Source organism: Sulfitobacter sp. W002 (assembly GCF_025142135.1).
In the GTDB taxonomy this organism is placed as follows: domain Bacteria; phylum Pseudomonadota; class Alphaproteobacteria; order Rhodobacterales; family Rhodobacteraceae; genus Sulfitobacter; species Sulfitobacter profundi.
In genome coordinates, this window is sequence record NZ_CP081129.1 from 19,295 (window position 1) to 39,292 (window position 19,998).

The 19,998-nt window shown below is 58.8% G+C and carries 14 protein-coding genes; 13 read left to right on the plus strand and 1 reads right to left on the minus strand.

Annotation, left to right across the window (positions count from 1 at the left end; all coding sequences use genetic code 11):
- Positions 1–523: 523 nt before the first annotated feature.
- Positions 524–1,792 carry a replication initiation protein gene (locus K3758_RS18045; protein ID WP_259950700.1) on the plus strand — a complete coding sequence of 423 codons (1,269 nt, stop codon included), beginning with the start codon at positions 524–526 and terminating at the stop codon, positions 1,790–1,792.
- Positions 1,793–1,996: 204 nt separating this feature from the next.
- On the plus strand, positions 1,997–2,674 hold the full coding sequence (locus tag K3758_RS18050; protein WP_259950702.1) for a sugar transferase: 678 nt from the start codon (positions 1,997–1,999) through the stop codon (positions 2,672–2,674).
- Between the two features lie 866 nt (positions 2,675–3,540).
- Here the strand turns inward: K3758_RS18050 and K3758_RS18055 are convergent.
- A complete protein-coding gene (locus K3758_RS18055) occupies positions 3,541–3,810 on the minus strand; it encodes a hypothetical protein (protein WP_162931933.1) in 270 nt (89 codons plus the stop codon).
- Between the two features lie 161 nt (positions 3,811–3,971).
- Between K3758_RS18055 and K3758_RS18060 the strand changes: the two genes are divergently transcribed.
- From K3758_RS18060 to K3758_RS18110, 11 genes are all read left to right on the plus strand, one after another.
- Positions 3,972–6,146, plus strand: coding sequence for a polysaccharide biosynthesis tyrosine autokinase (locus K3758_RS18060; protein ID WP_311201545.1), 2,175 nt, complete (start codon positions 3,972–3,974; stop codon positions 6,144–6,146).
- A gap of 395 nt (positions 6,147–6,541) precedes the next feature.
- On the plus strand, positions 6,542–7,468 hold the full coding sequence (locus K3758_RS18065) for a LysR family transcriptional regulator (RefSeq protein ID WP_259950703.1): 927 nt from the start codon (positions 6,542–6,544) through the stop codon (positions 7,466–7,468).
- The gene (locus K3758_RS18070; protein ID WP_259950705.1) at positions 7,465–8,049 is read left to right on the plus strand and encodes an ANTAR domain-containing response regulator; all 585 of its coding nucleotides are present in this window, start codon (positions 7,465–7,467) and stop codon (positions 8,047–8,049) included. The genes K3758_RS18065 and K3758_RS18070 overlap by 4 nt, the downstream gene beginning before the upstream one ends.
- Positions 8,046–9,215 (plus strand): ABC transporter substrate-binding protein, encoded by a 1,170-nt coding sequence (locus tag K3758_RS18075; protein ID WP_259950707.1) that lies wholly within the window; start codon positions 8,046–8,048, stop codon positions 9,213–9,215. Before K3758_RS18070 ends, K3758_RS18075 begins: the two co-directional genes overlap by 4 nt.
- A 262-nt stretch (positions 9,216–9,477) precedes the next feature.
- Complete coding sequence (locus tag K3758_RS18080; RefSeq protein WP_259950709.1) at positions 9,478–10,845, plus strand: CmpA/NrtA family ABC transporter substrate-binding protein; 1,368 nt, start codon at positions 9,478–9,480, stop codon at positions 10,843–10,845.
- A 63-nt stretch (positions 10,846–10,908) separates the two neighbouring features.
- Complete coding sequence (locus K3758_RS18085; protein ID WP_259950711.1) at positions 10,909–11,985, plus strand: ABC transporter permease; 1,077 nt, start codon at positions 10,909–10,911, stop codon at positions 11,983–11,985.
- A 35-nt stretch (positions 11,986–12,020) separates the two neighbouring features.
- Positions 12,021–13,700, plus strand: coding sequence for an ABC transporter ATP-binding protein (locus K3758_RS18090; protein WP_259950712.1), 1,680 nt, complete (start codon positions 12,021–12,023; stop codon positions 13,698–13,700).
- 4 nt (positions 13,701–13,704) lie between these two features.
- On the plus strand, positions 13,705–16,134 hold the full coding sequence (nirB, locus tag K3758_RS18095; RefSeq protein WP_259950713.1) for a nitrite reductase large subunit NirB: 2,430 nt from the start codon (positions 13,705–13,707) through the stop codon (positions 16,132–16,134).
- Complete coding sequence (gene nirD, locus K3758_RS18100) at positions 16,131–16,460, plus strand: nitrite reductase small subunit NirD (RefSeq protein ID WP_259950715.1); 330 nt, start codon at positions 16,131–16,133, stop codon at positions 16,458–16,460. Before nirB ends, nirD begins: the two co-directional genes overlap by 4 nt.
- Positions 16,460–19,090 (plus strand): nitrate reductase, encoded by a 2,631-nt coding sequence (locus K3758_RS18105; RefSeq protein ID WP_259950724.1) that lies wholly within the window; start codon positions 16,460–16,462, stop codon positions 19,088–19,090. The genes nirD and K3758_RS18105 overlap by 1 nt, the downstream gene beginning before the upstream one ends.
- Positions 19,087–19,989 (plus strand): glycosyl transferase family protein, encoded by a 903-nt coding sequence (locus K3758_RS18110; RefSeq protein WP_259950717.1) that lies wholly within the window; start codon positions 19,087–19,089, stop codon positions 19,987–19,989. The genes K3758_RS18105 and K3758_RS18110 overlap by 4 nt, the downstream gene beginning before the upstream one ends.
- The last annotated feature ends 9 nt before the right edge of the window (positions 19,990–19,998 follow it).

The following is a 19,998-nucleotide window of genomic DNA, read 5'->3' on the forward strand; positions in this document are numbered from 1 at the left end:
TAATAGTCGCACATCCGCACAAGTAAGTGAATTGATATAAAGCTCAGCACACTTTCGCAGGTTCTTTGGTTTCGCACGCGAAACCTACCTATTTTTCTTCAGGTTATAAGAAGGCAACAGCACTATATGTTGTAGATCTTTTAGTATCTTTCAGATCTTTAGAGACAGAATATTACCCTATAACAATACTCTAGCGGAATATAGGCACCCGAATACAGGGTCAAAGGTCCCCATCTACGGGACATAGGGTGCCAGGCTACGGTTCTGAAGGCGCCGATTCGCAGGAACTCGGGTACCTGTCCACAGTTTGCGGGAAAATCAGCCCTATCCAGTCCGAATTAGGAGGGCGATGGCCTGATAGTATCATCTATGAGGTCTAAAGGAACCCATTTACGGGGCGGGAAAACACGTAGACGGGTGCCTATAGAAAGATTGAGCGCGGGCACCTTTTCGGTCATACTCGTCGGCAACAAATATCGGATCGCGCCTCAAGCGCGACCTGTGCATCAGAGCAGAGCGCGCCATGGACCCTACTATCCCCCACGAGAAGCTTACAGGTGCGCTCCGCCGCCAGTCCGTTAAAAAAAACGTGGCCGCGATTCACGTCTCCGGTAAGCTCACACTGTTGCAGCGGAAGTTGAGCAATGTGCTTTTGCTTAACGCCTATGACACTCTCGTCACGCGCAATAAGCATCAAATCGATGCTCAAACGCTTTGCATGATGGTCGGGTATAACTCCAATGATATGGCCACGCTTAAACAATCGCTGCGCAGCTTGGCTGAGACGACGGCAGAGTGGGATATGCTCGATTCCAACGGACGGCAGGAATGGGGGGTTTCCGCCCTCCTTTCCTATGCAAAGCTTTCAGGAGGGGTCTGCGAGTATGCATATTCTCCGGCACTGGCTGAAAAGCTTCACGACCCAAAGGTTTTCGCGCTTATCAATCTTAATATTCAGCGAAGGTTCACCTCGGGCCATGCACTAGCATTGTACGAAAATTGTTATCGTTTCGTGCGTACCGGTTCTACAGGCTGGTGGCCGATCGAGCTGTTCCGGCGCCTCATGGGGGTTGAGGGCAGCGCATATTACGAAAGCTTTAAACACCTTAACGCTAAGATCATTAAGCCCGCCGTGGCCGAGGTGAATAAAACATCGAACATTCTGATCACGCCTGAACTGCATAAGATGGGAAGGCAGGTCAGCGACGTTCGGTTTTTGATAAAGGAAAACCCTCAGCTGGCGATGCTCGACATCGACGACGGGGAGGCGCTACGTCAAGGCCCGGTTTATGGCCACTTGATGGAGTTGGGCGTAAGTGACCGACTGGCGCGCCAATGGATCACGGAGCATGGAGAAGCCTATGTTTCGGAAAAGATTTCTTATCTGAAGGGCAGGGGGCCGGTCGATAGCCCCGTCGGATATCTGCGGGCGGCATTGCGGAACGACTATAAAGCCGCCTCTTCGCCCGAGCCTACGCCCAAAGCGAAAGAGGCAGCGGTCCAGCGGCAAAAGCGAAATCTGGCGGTCGATAACGTAGAAGCCAAACGCGCCACGGTTATCGAGGAAGAACGTAAAGCGCGGGCTGCGATCATGGCGCGGGTTGGAGAGATCGTCGACTCTCGTTCTCCCACCCAGCGGGACGCCGACCGGCGTTTGTTCCTTGCTTGGCTTGATGACGAGCTATTGAAGTCAGAGTTTTCGCGGCTCGGCTGGAAAGCGGCACTCTGTGCGAAGGAGATGCAAGCGTTCTGGTCGGAGATGATTCCCGATGCCTTTGAGGAAAGTTCTTGAAGGCCGCGCATTAATGATCCCGGATCATCGCGCAAAAAATTAGCGGAATTTAGCGCTTAGCCCCCAAAACCAGCAAAAAAGTGAATTTCGTTGTTTCGACCCTAGTCAGAAGAACATCAATCAGATAAGTCTAGATTGAATTTTTCGACTGCCACATTTTGTCCATAATTAGTATTCCACATGCGTTCTGGGGGCGCGGGTCATTTGAAGCATCAATTTATCGATTATGGCTCCGTTTCGGAGGCCAACTCTTTAGCGCTTGGGCGCGATTCACGCTACGCACGTTGGGGGAAAGCGCTATTTGACCTTGGTCTAGGGCTGATGCTGCTGCCGGTTTTGCTGCCAGTAATCCTCGTTCTTTGTGTCCTTGTCGCGATGGATGGCGGGCTGCCAATTTTCGGCCATAAACGGATCGGGAAGGATGGCCGCGAATTTCGCTGCTGGAAGATTCGAACCATGGTTGTGGATGCTCAGGAGCGTTTGAAAAAGCACTTGGCCGACAATCCGGAAGCTGCGGCCGAATGGCGGCAGAATTTCAAACTGGAAAATGATCCGCGGATTACACGGATCGGCCGGTTCCTGCGCAAAAGCAGCCTTGATGAACTGCCGCAACTGTTCAACGTATTCCGGGGCGAGATGAGTTTTGTTGGGCCCCGCCCGGTCGTGCGCGATGAATTGCTTCGCTATGGGTTGCATCAGCAGGTGTATATGAGCATGCGCCCCGGGGTGACTGGGCTATGGCAGGTTTCTGGCCGCAACGATGTGGCCTACGACCAGCGCGTTTCGATGGATGTGCAATACGCCCGTGAGGTAAGCCTGACCGAGGATGTGCGGATCGTGGCGAAGACCGTCTCTTCCGTCCTTTCTCTGACGGGCAAGTAAAACGCCTAGCAATGATCAGACACGGTAGTAGGTTAGAAACTACCGTGTCTTGAATTGCGCTAAGGCATTACAACTCGACCAGCGGCTTGCCTGATGGCTCAGGTCAGCCTTCCGAGCGCCTCGCTTAGAGAAAGCCGAAGCGAGGCAAAGACCCTAGCATTCCTTGACGCCCATCTCGACGATCTGTTTTCCGCTGATCTTATAGAGGCCACTGACCCTATATCGCCCTGTGCTTAGGTACCAACTTCTTAAAGCGGGCGGATAGTAGTTGGAGATTATCAGCGACGCGCGCTCGAACACCCGCTGGTCAAGATTTCTTCCATATGAGCTGGGTCCGTGAAACCCAAAGGTCGTATCGGAGGAAATACATGTCTGCGGCAAACCCAGATACATCGTACATGTTGAATAACACATCGCACCAGTAATCTTGATGGGGCGCTGAGATTGGCGCAATTCTCCCAGTCTCAATAGCCGCGCCCTGAGCAGCCCTCCGCGGTCGTTGTGAACGACCATCGGACTGGATTGTAAGCGTGCCGAGGTTTGGGCCGAGGCTGAAGCCCCATACACGACCAACAGGCTGGTGATTACTGCTTTTGTTAGACCCTGAACACAGGACTTCATTTGGCGACGAGCGCCATCAGACAGTTTTTGCATTTTCCCACTCCATTCAACGCAAGACCAAACTTCTGGCCGTGCCGCGTGCCCCCACGCTGAGGCAGAAGAACAGATCGGGATTAACTGCGGGTTTTGCCGCTAAGCTTCTCTTGCTTCAATTTAACGAAAACTCATTGAGATGAGTTCGATAAACGCAAAAAGCCCTCGCAGATTGCGAGGGCTTTCATAGGCCGTAGAATTTATTCAGGTGATCAGTTCGTGCTGGGTGTGCTCGGCGTGCTCGGTGTTGAACCACCGCCAGCTACAGCACCCAGAAAAACGGCGCCCGCGATAGGTGCGACCACCGGTACGAAGTTTGTGATTGGCAAATTCGGGTCGGGCAGACCGAGGCACGCCTGACTGTTTACGTTTGCCGGGTCTTCACAATTAATCGGCGGAGTTGCAGGCGTTACCTGCTGCGCCAGAGCAGTTTGCGCCGAGAATACCGCGGCTCCTGCCATCAACAATTTTACGATCGACATAATAGCCTCCAATCAAATCTGCCTCTGTATCGCACAGTTTGCGTGAAAGATGAAGCCATCTTGGTGTTTGCGGCGCGAAATTGGCTAAAATGCCCCCTAAAGGTCCAAGAAACTTGCATCAAGGCGCATGGTGACCGATACAGGCGCTGCGCTGCGGCAGAGTGCTGCGCAGGCTTTTGCTTCAAGGTTTTGATATTATGGAAATTTCACGCACCATCGGAAGAGACTCCGGCCATCAAGCGCCTTCTGCATCGACCTCGGCTGACGAAGACGTCATCGACCTCGGCGCTCTGTTCTCGACCCTCTGGCGCGGAAAATGGCTTATCGCCCTTGGTGTGCTCGTCGCTTTGCTGATCGGCGGATACTACGCCTACATCGCGGCGACGCCCCTATATCGCTCGACTGCAGTGGTGATTCTTGAAACGAATCAAGACCAGATCGTCGACCTTCAAAGCGTCGTCGGTGGGCTTTCCGGAGATACTTCCGAGGTTAACTCCGAAGTCGAAGTTTTGCGCGCCCGTAGTCTGATGCGCAAGGTCGTGGACCGGCTCGATCTTACGAGAGACCCTGAATTCAATGTAGAATTGCAACCCGAGTCCTTGAAGAGCCAGATCAAATCACTGGTCGGGCTCGGCGCCCCGGCGACGGTGCTTTCGCCGGAACAGGAAGAGCAACGTATCCGAGACGCAGTGATCTCGAAACTGCTTGAGGCGGTCACGGTTCGTAACGTGCCGCTTAGCCTTGTTTTCCAAGTGACGGTCGAAACCGAAAGCGCCCGCAAATCAGCTTTGATCGCGGATACCATCGTCGACCTCTATATCCTCAACCAGATAGAGGTGAAATTCGAAGCGACTGAGCAAGCCACGCTTTGGCTCAGTGAGCGCGTTGCAGCACTTCAATCCAAGCTGGAGGAAGCCGAAGCGAAGGCCTCGGAATTCAGTGCCGCGACTGAACTGGTATCTGTCGAAGGGCTGCGTGCCCTTGAGCGCCAGATCAAGGAATTGCGGGATCGCATCGCCACAGCGCAGGTCAATCGCAGTACGCAAGAGAACCGGATTGAAGCGATGGAAGAAGCGGGAAGTCGTGCGGAGCAGGCCGACGCTTCGAATGACCCTCAGCTTGAGCGGTTTCTGCCCCGGGTGGAAAGCGACCCGGAAATCGCGGAAGCTTTCGACACGCGGTTCCAAATCGTTCTTCAGCGCAGTCGTTCGGATCTTGCCCGTGCTGACCAACAACTCGCCGCTCTCCGAGCATCGGAAGCCGAGCTTAGCGCCCAAATTTCACGTCAGAACGAAGACTTGATAACACTACAGCAGCTCACCCGCGAGGCAGAAGCAACGCGCGTGCTTTATGAGTATTTCCTATCCCGTCTGAACGAGACTTCGGCGCAGCAAGGCATACAACAGGCCGACAGTCGCATCCTGTCTGACGCCGTGGTGCCCAACCAGCCTTCCGCGCCCCGTAAATCTTTGATCCTCGCCATGTCAGCGATCCTCGGGTTGCTTTTGAGCGCGGGCCTCATTCTGCTGCGCGAAATGCGTAACAATAGCTTCCGGACGGCGCGCGAGCTCGAAGGCACGACGGGCTATACGGTCTTGGGCCAAATCCCCGCGATGCCGGCGGCATCCCGCGCGAAGGTTTTGCAGTATCTGTCGGACAAGCCTACGTCTGCCGCTGCCGAAGCCGTGCGGAACCTGCGTACATCTTTGATGCTTTCGAACGTGGACAATCCGCCGAAGGTCGTCATTTCTACGTCCTCGGTTCCGGGCGAGGGTAAGACGACCAATTCGCTCGCGCTGGCGCAGAACCTTTTGGGCCTCGGCAAGCGCGTGCTTTTGGTCGAAGGGGACATCCGGCGGCGCACATTGCATCAATACTTTAAGGACATGCCTGAAAAGGGCATCGTGTCGGTGTTGAGCGGCGAGCTGGCGCTCAAGGATGCCATTCACCGGACCCAAGGGTTTGGCGCCGATATCTTGGGTGGTGAAAAATCAAGCACCAATGCCGCGGACCTTTTCGCCTCCGACCGGTTTCGGGCGCTTATCGAAGAAGCGCGCGAGGCTTATGACATGGTGATCATCGATACCCCGCCGGTACTCGTCGTTCCGGACGCCCGTATCATCGCCGATCAAGCCGACGCGATTATCTTTACCGTGCAGTGGGATAAGACGAGCAAGACCCAAGTCGAAGAATCGCTGCGCATGTTCCACAACTCTGGACAGCGCATCACGGGCCTTGTTCTGAGCCAGATTAGCCCGAAAGGGATGAAGCGATACGGGTACGGCGGCACCTACGGGGCCTACTCAGGTTATGGCGCGAAATACTATACGAACTAAATGACAGGTGCCTTAGCGGGACTGTTGCGTTAACGAAGTCGCTTGGTGACGATCCCGATTTGGTGGCCGAGCAGGCCAAGTAGATCGCCGTGCAAGCGCTATCGCATTCGCGGAAGGGTATTCTCTGCGCTATTCATCAGCGAACTGTTCGCGAACGCATAATCCAAGGCTCCTCTCCGCCACTTCAATTACATATTCGATTAAAAAATAGGCGGGCAGCATCAAAAGTGACCTCTGAGTCTAACTGCCCGGGGGAAGTGAAGCTCTTATCGCTCGATTGATTGCTGCAGTGCAGTATCGTGGGGCATCACGGAAGCGAGCACCCTCCCAACCCTTCGCAGTTTGTCCCTTGCGCGGTGGCTCAGCGCCAAACTGGAACACACGAGTGAATTGACATGGATTTATCAGCGCAAATGCTGATCTTCGCCACAGTGGTCGAGCGAGGGAGCATTTCCGCGGCGGCGCGGTCCATGGGCCAAACCCCTTCCGCAGTCAGCAAGCAGATCAGTCTTTTGGAGGATCACGCGCACTTTCGTCTGCTCAACCGCACGCGGACCGGCGTTTTGCCGACTCCGGAAGGTCAGGAATTCTATCTCAAATGTCAGGCCTTGGCAGAGAAGTTCAAGGACGCTGAAGCGCATATATCTAACCTTGATGATGTGCCGCGCGGCAAATTGCGGATCGCCTCGACGGTGGCTTTTGGCAAATCCCAGTTGATCCCGGCCTTGCCTGTGTTTCTGGCCGTGAACCCAGAGGTTGAGGTATCTCTTGAACTGATGGATCGCGAGATTGACCTGCAAACAGAGGGCTTCGACGCGGCGGTTAGTTTTGCCGAGCAGCATAAGAACCCCGATGTCGTCGTGCGCCGGATAATGCATAGCCACCGCGTGCTCTGCGCGGCGCCGCACTACATCGAGCGGCGCGGGACACCAACCAGCTTCGCCGATCTGTCAGAGCACAACTGCCTGAGGATCGCCGGAAATAGCCGTCGGAACGCATGGAGCGATGTCGAGGCGGGTGAGGCGCGGCTGTTCGACGCGGATGGGGATTTCGAAGGCAACAGTACAGATGTGATCTTTCACGCCGCCCTTGCCGGCATCGGTATTGCGCGGCTGCCCAGCTATCTGGTGGACGCGAAACTGCAGTCGGGTGAGTTGCTGCGGATCTTGCCCGGTTATGCGCCTGCCAGCACCGATATCGTCGTGCAGTTCGCGGGGCGGCGAAATCTCCCCCCGAAGACCCGCGCCTTCATTGATTTCTTGGTGTCGGAGTTTCGCCCCGATACAGCGCCACCAGTTCAGAAGGTGGCGGGGCACCCATGACCAAGTCCCTAAGCATCGTTGTTGTCGAAGAAGATCAAGAGCGCGCGATTGCGATCGTGGACGCGCTGAAAGAGGCCTGCGTTTGTGACGTTTTCGTTGTCGGCAATTCCAGTGGCCTCGCCCGCAAGATCGCCGCCCATGTGCCCGATATTGTGCTGATCGACGCAGGCAACCCGACACGCGACGTGATGGAGGAGCTGACGCTGGCGTCTGGCCCGTTGGAGCGTCCTGTGGCGATGTTCGTATCCGGTGCGGCTGGCGGGCTGGCACAGGCGGCGATTGAGGCGGGGCTTTCGGCCTATGTTGTCGATGGGCTCGCGCCGGGCCGACTAAAGCCGGTGATGGACACTGCGATTGCGCGTTTTGCGATGGTGCGTCAGATGCGCAGTGAATTGGCCGAGACACGCCGCGCCTTGGAAGAACGCAAGGTGATTGACCGTGCAAAGGGGCTGTTGATGAAGGCCAAGGGCCTTGATGAGGAAGCCGCTTATGCCCTCCTGCGGAAGGCCGCGATGGACCAAGGGCGGCGGGTGGCTGATGTGGCCGAAGCACTGGTGACCGCGTCGGGGCTGCTCGGATGAAGACGACGACCATCCCTGTTGCTTACGTCCCCTTGGTGGATGCCGCGCCCTTGATCGTAGCGCAAGAGTTGGGCTTTGCCGAAGCTGAGGGCATTGCGCTGGACCTGACCGCCGCGCCGTCGTGGTCGTCACTCCGAGACATGCTGGCCTTTGGCCGTGTCGACGCTGCGCATATGCTGTCGCCGCTGCCGGTTGCAATGGCGATGGGGTTGGGCGGGGTCGCGACCGCACTGTCGGCGGTGTCGGTCCTGTCGGTCAACGGCACTGTCATAGGGGTTGGCAAACCGCTCGAAGACCGGCTGCGCGCTTTGGGCTATGACTTCGACTTTGTTGATCCTTTCAAGGCGGCAGAAGCACTTGCACAGGTCCGCCGCGGACCGATCGTGTTTGGGGTGCCATTCCCGTTTTCGATGCATGTCGAACTGTTGCGCTACTGGAGCCGGGCATCAGCACTTGGACCGGACGGGATCGTAATCCGCACCGTGCCGCCTGCGCTTATGGCAAGCGCACTGGCAGCGGGGGAGGTGGATGCCTTTTGCGTTGGCGAGCCTTGGGGGTCGGTTGCGATTGAGCGCGGCGTTGGTGCATTGCTCCTGCCGGGCAAGGCGATCTGGAGTTTTGCACCTGAAAAGGTTCTGGCCGTACGCACCAACTGGGCAGAGGCCGAGCCTGATCTGCTTGCCCGTCTGTTGCGCGCGACTTGGAAGGCGGGCCGGTGGTTGGCCGACCCGAATGTTCATGCGGCCGCCAGCGATCTGTTGTCGCGCAAAGCCTATCTGGATGTGCCCTCTGAACTTATCAACCGGGCCTTGTCGGGGCATTTGATCGTCTCGTCCCGCGGGGCGCACCGCCAGATCGATGGATTTCTCGAGTTTCACCGCGGCGCTGCAACCTTTCCGTGGCGCAGCCAATCACGGTGGATCGCGCAACATTTGTGTCAGTCGTACGGCAGCGGCAATCCCACTGCGGATACGATTGCGAACGTGTTCCGCTCAGATCTACATCGTTTGCATCTTAGTATGCTGGACCCTGATTTGCCCGGCGCATCGGAAAAGGTCGAAGGGGCGATTCCGCGCGCTACGCCGGTGGCTTCAGCGGGGGGGAGGCTGACGTTGTTGCCGAATGAGTTTTTCGACGGCCAGATTTTCGACCCTTCCGCGCTGTAGGCGACTACTTTTTATGCAACGGCAAAACGTCTCCGACTTTTTCGCTGGATAATGACCTCATAGGGTTGAGAACGCGCTGCATTGCGGCATGATCGAAGCTGCATCCACAATGGCGTGGCTTGCACCGAATTCCTCCCGATGACTGGGATACGTTGAGCAGGGCCGCTCGCTTTCCATCGTTTGCAACGATGGTCAGTGAGCGGCCTTTTTTATTTGCCCGATCCTCCTCCCCTCGGCTCGGACGCCCTTAAAAGGACCAACCATGAAACACCTTATCCTTGGCCTTGCGGCCTCAACCGTGATGACCAGCGCCGCCTTCGCTGAACTGCTTGACCTAGAAAAGGACGTGCTGACCTTCGGTTTTATCAAGCTGACAGACATGGCCCCGCTCGCCATCGCCTATGAGCAGGGCTACTTCCTTGATGAGGGGCTTTTTGTCACCCTCGAAGCCCAGGCCAACTGGAAAGTGCTGTTGGACGGGGTGATCGACGGCCAGTTGGACGGTGCGCATATGCTGGCCGGGCAGCCCTTGGCGGCGACAATCGGCTACGGGACTGAGGCGCATATCATCACGCCCTTCTCCATGGACCTGAATGGCAACGGTATCACCGTCTCCAACGAGGTCTGGGAAAAGATGCTGCCCAACATTCCCAAGATGGCCGATGGACGGCCCGAGCATCCGATTTCAGCCGAGGCGCTGGTGCCGGTGATCGAAGAGTTCAATGCTAAGGGCGAGGCCTTCAACATGGGGATGGTGTTCCCTGTCTCGACCCATAATTACGAGCTGCGTTATTGGCTGGCTGCCGGCGGGATTAACCCCGGATACTACAGCCCCGATAACATCTCGGGCCAGATCGGGGCGGATGTCTTTTTGTCGGTGACACCGCCGCCGCAGATGCCTGCCACCTTGGAAGCAGGGACGATCCACGGTTATTGCGTGGGCGAACCTTGGAACCAGCAGGCGGTGTTCAAAGGCATCGGCGTGCCTGTCATCACCGACTACCAACTGTGGAAGAACAATCCCGAAAAGGTATTCGGCATCACCGATGCTTTCGCTGAGGAGAACCCCAACACCACCAAGGCGGTTGTCCGGGCACTCATTCGCGCGGCCATGTGGCTGGATGAAAACAATAATGCCAACCGCCCCGAAGCCGTCGAGATTCTCAGCCGCCCTGAATATGTCGGCGCCGATTACGAGGTGATTGCCAATTCAATGACCGGCTTTTTCGAGTTCGAGAAAGGCGACAAACGCGACATCCCGGATTTCAACGTCTTCTTCCGGCACAACGCGACCTATCCCTATTATTCGGACGCGATTTGGTACCTGACCCAGATGCGCCGCTGGGGTCAGATTGCTGAGCCAAAATCCGACGCATGGTTCAAGGAAGTCGCCGCCAGCGTCTACCGTCCGGAAATCTATCTGGAGGCCGCCCGGTCGCTGGTCGACGACGGTTTGGCCAAGGAGGAAGACTTCCCCTGGGAGGCCAACGGCTTCAAGGCACCGACACCTGCGGCTGACATCATCGACGGCATTCCCTTCGATGGCCGCGCCCCCAACGCCTATCTCGACAGCCTGCCAATCGGGCTGAAAGGCGATCAAACCGTGGTCGGCGACGAAGTTCAGGGCTGAGGCCCGGCGGCACTGGCGCGCCGTCTCGCCCATGCCTTTCCCATTCCCGCAGGAGACAGTTCGATGAGCACCGCAGACCCGAATTTTACCGCTGATCCAGCACGCACGGCGCGCCGTGAGCGGCGCTTCACCCGGATCAACACCGCCGATAAGTGGTTTCAGGTTATTGGGCTGGCATGGCTGACCCCGATCCTGAAAGCCGTCGCTGGTGATAACCCAAAGGCCCAAGTCGCCGAGATCTGGCGTCTGTTGGGGGTGCCATTGCTTGCGATTGTCGGGTTCCTCGCGCTTTGGGCGGCATTGGCCCCGACAGTGCAAACCTCGCTCGGCGCGATCCCCGGCCCGGCACAGGTATGGTCTGAGGCAATCACCCTGCATGAGGACGCGCAGGCCAAGGCCGAGAGCCGTGCAAAATTCGAAGCGCAGGTCGCGGTTTTGAATGAACGCCGCGTCGAACAGGGCATGCCCCCTGTTGAGCGCGCCTATACCGGTGCGCCGACGTATTACCAGCAAATCTGGACATCAATTCAAACCGTGTTCTTCGGCTTTTTGATCGCCAGTGCGGTGGCGATCCCGCTTGGCATCGCGGCGGGCCTCTCGCCCACGGCCAACGCGGCGTTGAACCCGATCATTCAGATTTTCAAACCGGTCTCCCCGCTGGCTTGGCTGCCGATCGTGACGATGGTGGTCTCCGCCGTTGCGGCCTCGAATGATGGTCTGCTGTCCAAGTCCTTCTTGGTCTCGGCCATTACCGTGACGCTTTGCTCGCTTTGGCCGACGCTGATCAACACTGCACTGGGTGTGGCCAGCATCGACAAGGATCTGGTGAATGTCTCGAAGGTGCTGAAGATGAACACCTGGACCAAGATCACCAAACTGGTCCTGCCCTCCGCCCTACCGCTAATCTTTACCGGGCTGCGGTTGTCGCTCGGGGTGGGCTGGATGGTGCTGATCGCCGCGGAAATGCTGGCGCAGAATCCGGGCCTTGGAAAATTTGTCTGGGACGAGTTTCAGAATGGGTCTTCCAGTTCGCTCGCCCGGATCATGGTTGCTGTGCTGACCATCGGCATCATCGGTTTCTTGCTGGACCGGGTGATGTACGCCCTGCAGTCGCTCTTTACCTTCACGAACAACCGCTGAGCTGTGCTGCGGCGATAGCGGAAAGGAACACTCAAATGAGCATTCTGAAACTCGATCATGTCAGCCAAAGCTTCGGCTCAGGCACCCATGCGACCCATGTGCTGAAGGACATCAACCTGGATGTGCGTGAGGGGGAGTTCCTCGTGCTGCTCGGCTTTTCCGGCAGCGGCAAGACGACCCTCATCAACCTGATGGCGGGGCTTGAGCAGCCGTCCAAGGGAAAGGTCAGCTTTAAGGGCCAGCCCGTCACCGGGCCGGGGCCGGAACGCGCGATGATCTTTCAAAGCTATTCGCTGATGCCTTGGCTGACGGTCAGCGGCAATGTCGGCCTCGCGGTGGACACGGTCTTTCCCGGTCTGTCCAAGGCAAAGCGCGCCGAGAAAGTCGCGCATTACGTCAAGATGGTGGGCCTTGGCCATGCCGCTACGCGCCGCCCGGCGGAGCTTTCGGGCGGGATGCGGCAGCGGGTCAATGTGGCCCGCGCGCTGGCGATGAACCCTGAAGTGCTTTTGCTGGATGAGCCATTGTCGGCGCTCGACGCGCTGACCCGCGCCAATCTCGCTGATGAGATTGAGCATATTTGGGAGACCGACAAGAAGACCTGTGTGCTGATCACCAACGATGTGGACGAGGCGATCATCCTTGCCGACCGGATCATCGCCCTGAACCCAAATGGAACGTTGGGCAAGGAGTTCTCCGTCAAGATCCCGCGCCCTCGGGACCGGGGACGGATGAACACCAATGAAACCTTCAAAAGCCTACGCGCGGATGTGACCAAATACCTGATGGATGTTGGGATTGAGGCCAAGGTCGAGGGCACCCGACTTTTGCCGAACGTGACCCCGATCCACGGCCTCCCCGCCGCTCTGGCCGAAGCAGAGAAGAGCACATTGCGCAGCCGTTATCTGGATTTCAGCCAGCTTCACAAAGTCTACCCCACGCCCAAAGGCCCGCTGACGGTGGTCGAAAATTTCGATCTTAAGATCGAGAAGGGAGAGTTCATTTCGCTGATTGGCCATTCAGGCTGCGGCAAGTCGACAGTTTTGACCATGGCGGCGGGGCTGAACGACATATCGAAGGGGTCAATCGTGTTGGACGGCACCCATGTGGAGGGCGCCGACCCCGAGCGCGCCGTGGTGTTCCAATCACCCAATCTGTTCCCCTGGCTCAGCGCCAAAGAGAATGTGGCGATCGGTGTCGATAAGGTCTACCCCCGCGCCTCGCAGGCCGAGCGTCAGGATGTTGTGGAGTATTATCTGGAGCGGGTCGGGCTGGGCGATGCGATGGACAAGCGGGCAAGCGATATGTCCAACGGTATGCAGCAGCGTGTCGGTATCGCGCGCGCCTTTGCGCTCAGCCCTAAGCTGCTGTTGCTTGATGAGCCGTTTGGCATGCTCGACAGCCTGACGCGTTGGGAACTGCAAGAAGTGCTGATGGAGGTCTGGTCGCGCACCAAGGTCACGGCGATTTGCGTCACCCATGATGTGGACGAGGCGATCTTGCTGGCTGACCGCGTGGTCATGATGACCAACGGGCCGCAGGCCACCATTGGCAAGATCACGCAGGTCGATCTGCCCCGGCCCAGAACGCGCAAGATGCTCCTGCAGCATCCTGACTACTACGGCTACAGGCAAGAGGTGCTCGATTTCCTTGAGGAATATGAGCACGGCGCAAAGCCCAAGCCCAAAACCCCTGAAACAATGGCGGCGGAGTGAACCCATGAAACAAAGACTGGTCATCATCGGCGCTGGCATGGCATCGGGCCGCGTCATCGAACATCTGGTTGAGACCGATCCGGATGCCTTTGACATCACCCTGTTCAACGCGGAGGCGCGGGGGAATTACAACCGCATCATGCTGAGCCCGGTGCTGTCGGGCGAAAAGACCTATGAGGAAATCGTCACCCATGACAGCGATTGGTATGCCGCACAGGGTGTGACCTGTCGCTTTGGTGAGCCTGTGTCGGGCATCGATCCGACGATGAAGGTGGTCTCCGGTCAGAACGGCCATCTCCCATATGACAAGCTGATCATCGCCACCGGCTCTGCGCCCTTCATCATTCCGGTTCCCGGTAAAGACCTGCCGGGCGTCGTCACCTATCGTGATCTGGACGATACCAATGCGATGATAAGCGCAGCGGGGAAGGGCGGCAAAGCTGTGGTCATCGGCGGTGGGCTTTTAGGGTTGGAGGCCGCAGCCGGCCTTGCCGAACGTGGCATGGAGGTCACGGTGGTGCACCTCATGGGTCACCTTATGGAGCGGCAATTGGATGAGGCGGCAGGTTACCTGTTGCGCAAGGACCTAGAAGGGCGCGGCATCAGCATCCGCACGCAGGCCTCAACCAAGGCGATCATCGGTGCGGGCCGTGCCGAGGCCGTTTTGCTGGAGGGCGGGGAAACCCTGCCAGCCGATCTGGTGGTCATGGCCGTTGGCATCCGGCCCGAAACCCGGCTCGCGACCGACGCGGGGCTGACGGTCGCGCGGGGCATTGAGGTGAATGCGCAGATGCAGACGTCGGACCCGGATATCTTCGCCGTGGGCGAATGCGTAGAATTTGACGGGCAGCTTTTCGGTCTTGTGGCACCGCTTTACGATCAGGCCAAAGTTCTGGCGCGGAGCCTGCTGGACGGGGTCGACGCTTTCATCGCGAAGGATACTGCCACCAAGCTGAAAGTAACCGGCTGCGATCTGTTCAGCGCGGGTGACTTTGCTGAAGGGGAAGGGCGCGAAGACATCGTGCTGCGTGACCCGGCGCGGGGCATCTACAAGCGGCTGGTGATTGAGGGGGACCGATTGATTGGCGCCGTGATGTACGGCGACACGGCAGATGGCAATTGGTTCTTTCAGTTGATCAAGGACGGCACCGATATCGACGAGATGCGCGAAACGCTCATCTTCGGACCGGCATTTCAGGGGGGCGATACCTCGGACCCGCTCTCAGCCGTTGCAGCATTGCCGCGTGAGGCGGAAATTTGCGGCTGCAACGGCATTTGCAAAGGCACCATCACCGACGCCATCGCGGGCGGTGCGACCGATTTGGCCGCGATCAAGGCGGCGACCAAGGCCAGTGCGTCCTGCGGGACCTGCACAGGGCTGGTCGAACAGGTTTTGCAGGTCACACTGGGCGATGACTTCGTCATGCCGACCGCCCAGCCCATCTGCCCCTGCTGTGACCTGACCCATGAGGACATCCGCCTGCTGATCAAGTCGCAGGAGTTGAAGTCCAAAGAGGCCGTTTGGCAGGAGTTGGGGTGGAAAACCCGCAACGGCTGTCACATTTGCCGCCCCGCGGTGAACTTCTATCTGCTGGCCGATTGGCCGCTAGAGTATCAAGACGATCCGCAGAGCCGTTTTGTGAACGAACGCAAACACGCGAATATTCAGAAAGACGGTACTTTCAGCGTCGTGCCGCGCATGTGGGGCGGGATCACCAACCCGGCCGAATTACGCGCCATTGCCGACGCCGCCGATAAATACGATGTGCCGACGGTCAAGGTCACAGGCGGTCAGCGCATTGATCTGTTGGGCGTGAAGGGCGAAGACCTGCCCTATATCTGGGCCGATCTGAACAAGGCGGGGCTCGTCTCGGGCCATGCTTATTCAAAAGGGCTGCGCACGGTGAAAACCTGTGTCGGCACCGACCACTGCCGTTTTGGCACGCAGGACAGCACCGGCCTAGGCATCAAGCTGGAACAGGCGCTCTGGGGGTCATGGACGCCGCACAAAGTTAAGCTGGGTGTCTCCGGCTGCCCGCGCAACTGTGCCGAAGCCACCTGCAAGGACGTTGGGATCATCTGCGTCGACAGCGGCTATCAGGTGAGCGTCGCCGGTGCGGCGGGAATGGACGTCAAAGAGACCGAGGGCCTTTGTGATGTCGGCACCGAGCAAGAGGCGATCGATGTGACAATTGCTTTTGTCCAGCTCTACCGTGAGCACGCCAAATACCTCGACCGCGCCTATAAATGGGTCGCCAAGGTTGGGCTCGATTGGGTGCAGGCCCGCATCGCCGACCCCGAGGAACGCGCACGGCTGATCGCGGCATTCGAGCTCAGCCAATCCATCTATCGCAAAGACCCCTGGGCCGAGCACGCCAAAACGGCAGAGCGGTACCAGCCCCTCGCCAATCTGACACTGGAGGCCGCGGAATGAACTGGATCGACATCGGCGCGATAGACGACATTCCCCTGCGCGGTGCGCGCAAGATCAAGACGGCACTTGGCTGCGTGGCCCTTTTCCGCACTGGCGAGGCGGAGGTTTTTGCCACCACCGATAGCTGCCCGCACAAGGGCGGACCGCTGTCTGAAGGGATCGTTCATGGTCAATTCGTCACTTGCCCGCTGCACAACTGGGTGTTCGACCTGAACACCGGGCAGGCGCAGGGCGAAGAGGGGGGCATCTCTACATACCCTGCGCGGGTAGAGGCTGGGCGCATCCTGATTGATGCGACCAAACTCGCAAGTCGGAGTGCCGCGTGATGGACGGCTCCGCCATGCCAGAGGTGCGCTCGACCTGTCCCTATTGCGGCGTGGGCTGTGGCGTGCTGCTGCGCGCGGATGGGGCGGGCGGTTTGGATGTGCGCGGCGATCCTGATCACCCGGCGAACCGTGGGCGGCTCTGCTCCAAAGGGGCGGCACTGGGAGAGACCGTGGGTCTGGAAAACCGCCTGCTGGCCCCCCGCGTTGACGGGCAGGAGGCGGGCTGGGACCGGGCCTTGCAGCATGTCGCCGACCGGTTCTCGCAAACCATCGCGCAGCACGGCCCAGATAGCGTCGCCTTCTATGTCTCTGGCCAGATGCTGACAGAGGATTACTACGTCGCCAACAAGCTGATGAAAGGCTTCATCGGGTCGGCCAATATCGACACGAACTCCCGGCTCTGCATGGCCTCTTCGGTCGCCGGTCACAAGCGCGCCTTTGGCAGCGACACCGTACCCGGGACCTATGAAGACATCGACGAGGCCGATCTTGTTGTGCTTGTGGGGTCGAACCTCGCTTGGTGTCATCCTGTACTGTACCAACGCCTGCTGGGAGCACGCGCAGCCCGCGGCACCAAGATTGTGGTGATCGACCCCCGCCGGACCGCGAGCTGTGATGGCGCCGATATGCATCTGGCCTTGGAGCCCGGCTCAGATGTGGCGCTTTTCAATAGGCTTTTCCGCGAGATCTATGATGGCGGTGCCTGTGATGCGGATTTTCTGCGCCATACCAGTGGCTATGACGAAACCCTGCACAGGGCACGTATCGAAAGCGGGGCCGCAACCGGGCTGAGCAACGCGGAAATCACAGCCTTTTGCCGCCTCTGGATGCAGAATGAGAAGGTCGTGACGATTTACTCGCAAGGCGTGAACCAGTCGACCAGCGGGTCCGACAAGGTCAATGCGATCCTGAATTGCCACCTCGCGACCGGACGGATTGGCAAGCCCGGTTGCGGCCCATTCTCGGTGACCGGACAGCCCAATGCGATGGGCGGGCGCGAGGTTGGTGGGCTGGCCAATATGTTGGCCTGTCACTTGGATCTTGAGAATGCCGATCACAGTGCTGCCGTGCGTGATTTCTGGGGCGTGCCCTCCCTACCCAATAAGCCGGGGCTCAAAGCGGTCGACATGTTTCAAGCGGTGGGCGACGGGCGGATCAAAGCGCTGTGGATCATTCACACCAATCCCGCCGTTTCCATGCCCGAAGCCGATGCCGTGCGTGATGCAATTTCCGAATGCCCCTTCGTCGTTGTCAGCGACATTACCGATCAGACCGACACGGCGCGGTTGGCCGACGTGCTTTTGCCCGCCACTGCGTGGGCTGAAAAGGCCGGCACCGTCACCAATTCCGACCGTACCATCAGCCGCCAACGCAGCGCACTGCCCGCACCCGGCGAGACCCGCCCGGATTGGCATATTCTGGCCGAGGTGGGGCGGCGGATGGGGTTCGAAACGGGATTTCAGTTTGCCAGCGTGGCAGAGATTTTTCGCGAACATGCAGCCCTTTCAGCCATTGCGGGACGGTTCGGACGGGACTTTGATATCTCAGGATTGGCCAAGATCACGGACCAGCAATATGATGATTTCGCCCCGCAGCGCTGGCCGGTCACCGCGGCGCGTGAGGGCGGGCGGTTCTTTGCGGATGGGCAGTTCTTTCACCCAGATGGCAAGGCGCGTTTGTTGCCCGTATCGTGGCGGCCGCCAGCGGCGCGGACGACGCGGCGCTATCCGTTTCGTTTGAACACAGGCCGCGTGCGGGACCAATGGCATACGATGACCCGCACCGGCCAAAGCCCGCGATTGTCGGCCCATCTGGCGGAACCCTTTCTCGAAATCCATCCCAAAGATGCCACGGCATCGGGCATTCACCCCTCCGATCTGGTAGAGGTCTCCAGCCCCACGGGTGTCAGCATCTTGCGCGCCCGGATCACCGATGCTGTGCAAAAAGGGCAGGTCTTTGCTCCCATGCACTGGACTGCAGAAACGGCCCCCTCGGCCCTGATCGACGCGCTGATCGCGGCGGCCTGCGATCCGGTTTCCGGCCAGCCCGAAAGCAAGGCGGGCGTTGTTGACCTGCGCCGGTTCGATGCAGGCTGGTACGGCTTTGCCATAGCACAAAAACCTATGGACTTGACCGCCGACTACTGGGCCTTGGCGCGGACATCGCACGGGTTTCGCGCCGAGTTGGCTGGCCGCTTGCAGCCTGACGATTGGGAGGCCGAGGCAAGGCGGCTCTTTGACGCGCCGACTGCTGTGCTGACCACGATCATAGATGCGCGCCGCGGCTCTGCGCGGATCGCGGCTCACGCCGACGGGGTGCTTTTGGGCGCACTCTTTGTGTCGCCAACCCCTGTCGCGATCATGCGTGATTACCTCGTGACATTGCCCGGCACCCGCGCGGCTGGCGCGTTAACGGGACGCCCTGCAGCCGACGCCCCGAACCCCGGACCAACCTTGTGTTCCTGCTTTGGCGTGGGGATCAACACCATCCTTGAAGCGATCGAAACGCGCGGCCTGATGTCAGTAGAAAGTATCGGCGAAGCACTGGGGGCTGGGACCAACTGCGGTTCTTGCCGCCCTGAAATCGCGGAACTGTTGAACAACCTTTTGACCCGCGAGGCCGCAGAATGAGCTTGTCAGCCCATGTTCGCACGCTGGGGCGCGGGCCCGGGCGGTCACGGTCCTTAACGCAGGAGGAAGCCTTCGATGCCATGTCCTCCTTGTTGCAGGGGGATGCAGATGCCGAGGCCGTGGGCGCGGTTTTGATGCTTTTACGGATGAAAGGCGAGACCGCGCCAGAGATCGCCGGATTTGCCGCCGCGGCGCAGGCGCATATGCCCGCCTTGCCGCCTGTCGATCTGGATTGGCCCAGCTATGCCGCCGGCCGCACGCGCGGTGCGCCGTGGTTCCTGCTGTCGGCGAAGGAGGTCGCGCAGGCGGGCCACCGTGTCTTGTTGCACGGCTGGAACGGCGCGGATGCACAGGTGCGGGACGGCTTAGCCGTTGCAGGGATAGGGGTTGGAGATTCCGCTGACGAAATTGCACGGCTGCTTGATCGCGACCGCATCGCCTATCTACCGCTGGAATGTGCACATCCCGCTCTGTTCCGGCTGCTGGATTTGCGGCGGGTTTTCGGATTGCGGTCTTGCGTCAACACAGTCTGCCGCATGCTGAACCCCGGCGCTGCGTCGGCCAGTGTACAAGGTGTGTTTCATCCGTCCTATCGACTTTTGCAAGCAGATGCGGCAGCGCTTTTGGGGCTGAAGGGCCTGACCGTGATCAAGGGCGGCGGCGGGGAGTTTGAACGCCACCCCTCAAAGGAGATCGCGGCCTTCGGATTGCGGCAGGGGCGTAGCTGGGAAGCGACCTTTCCCGCGCTTTGTGATGAAACCCGCCGTCTGTCTTCCGATACAGCCCAGACGTGGGCGCACCAAACGCCGACCGCATTCGAGGCTGAGATCATCACCGGCACCAAAGCACTTGCGCTTGATACGCTGGGTATTCCCAACACCGCCGAGCAGGCCGCCTGACAGGAGATT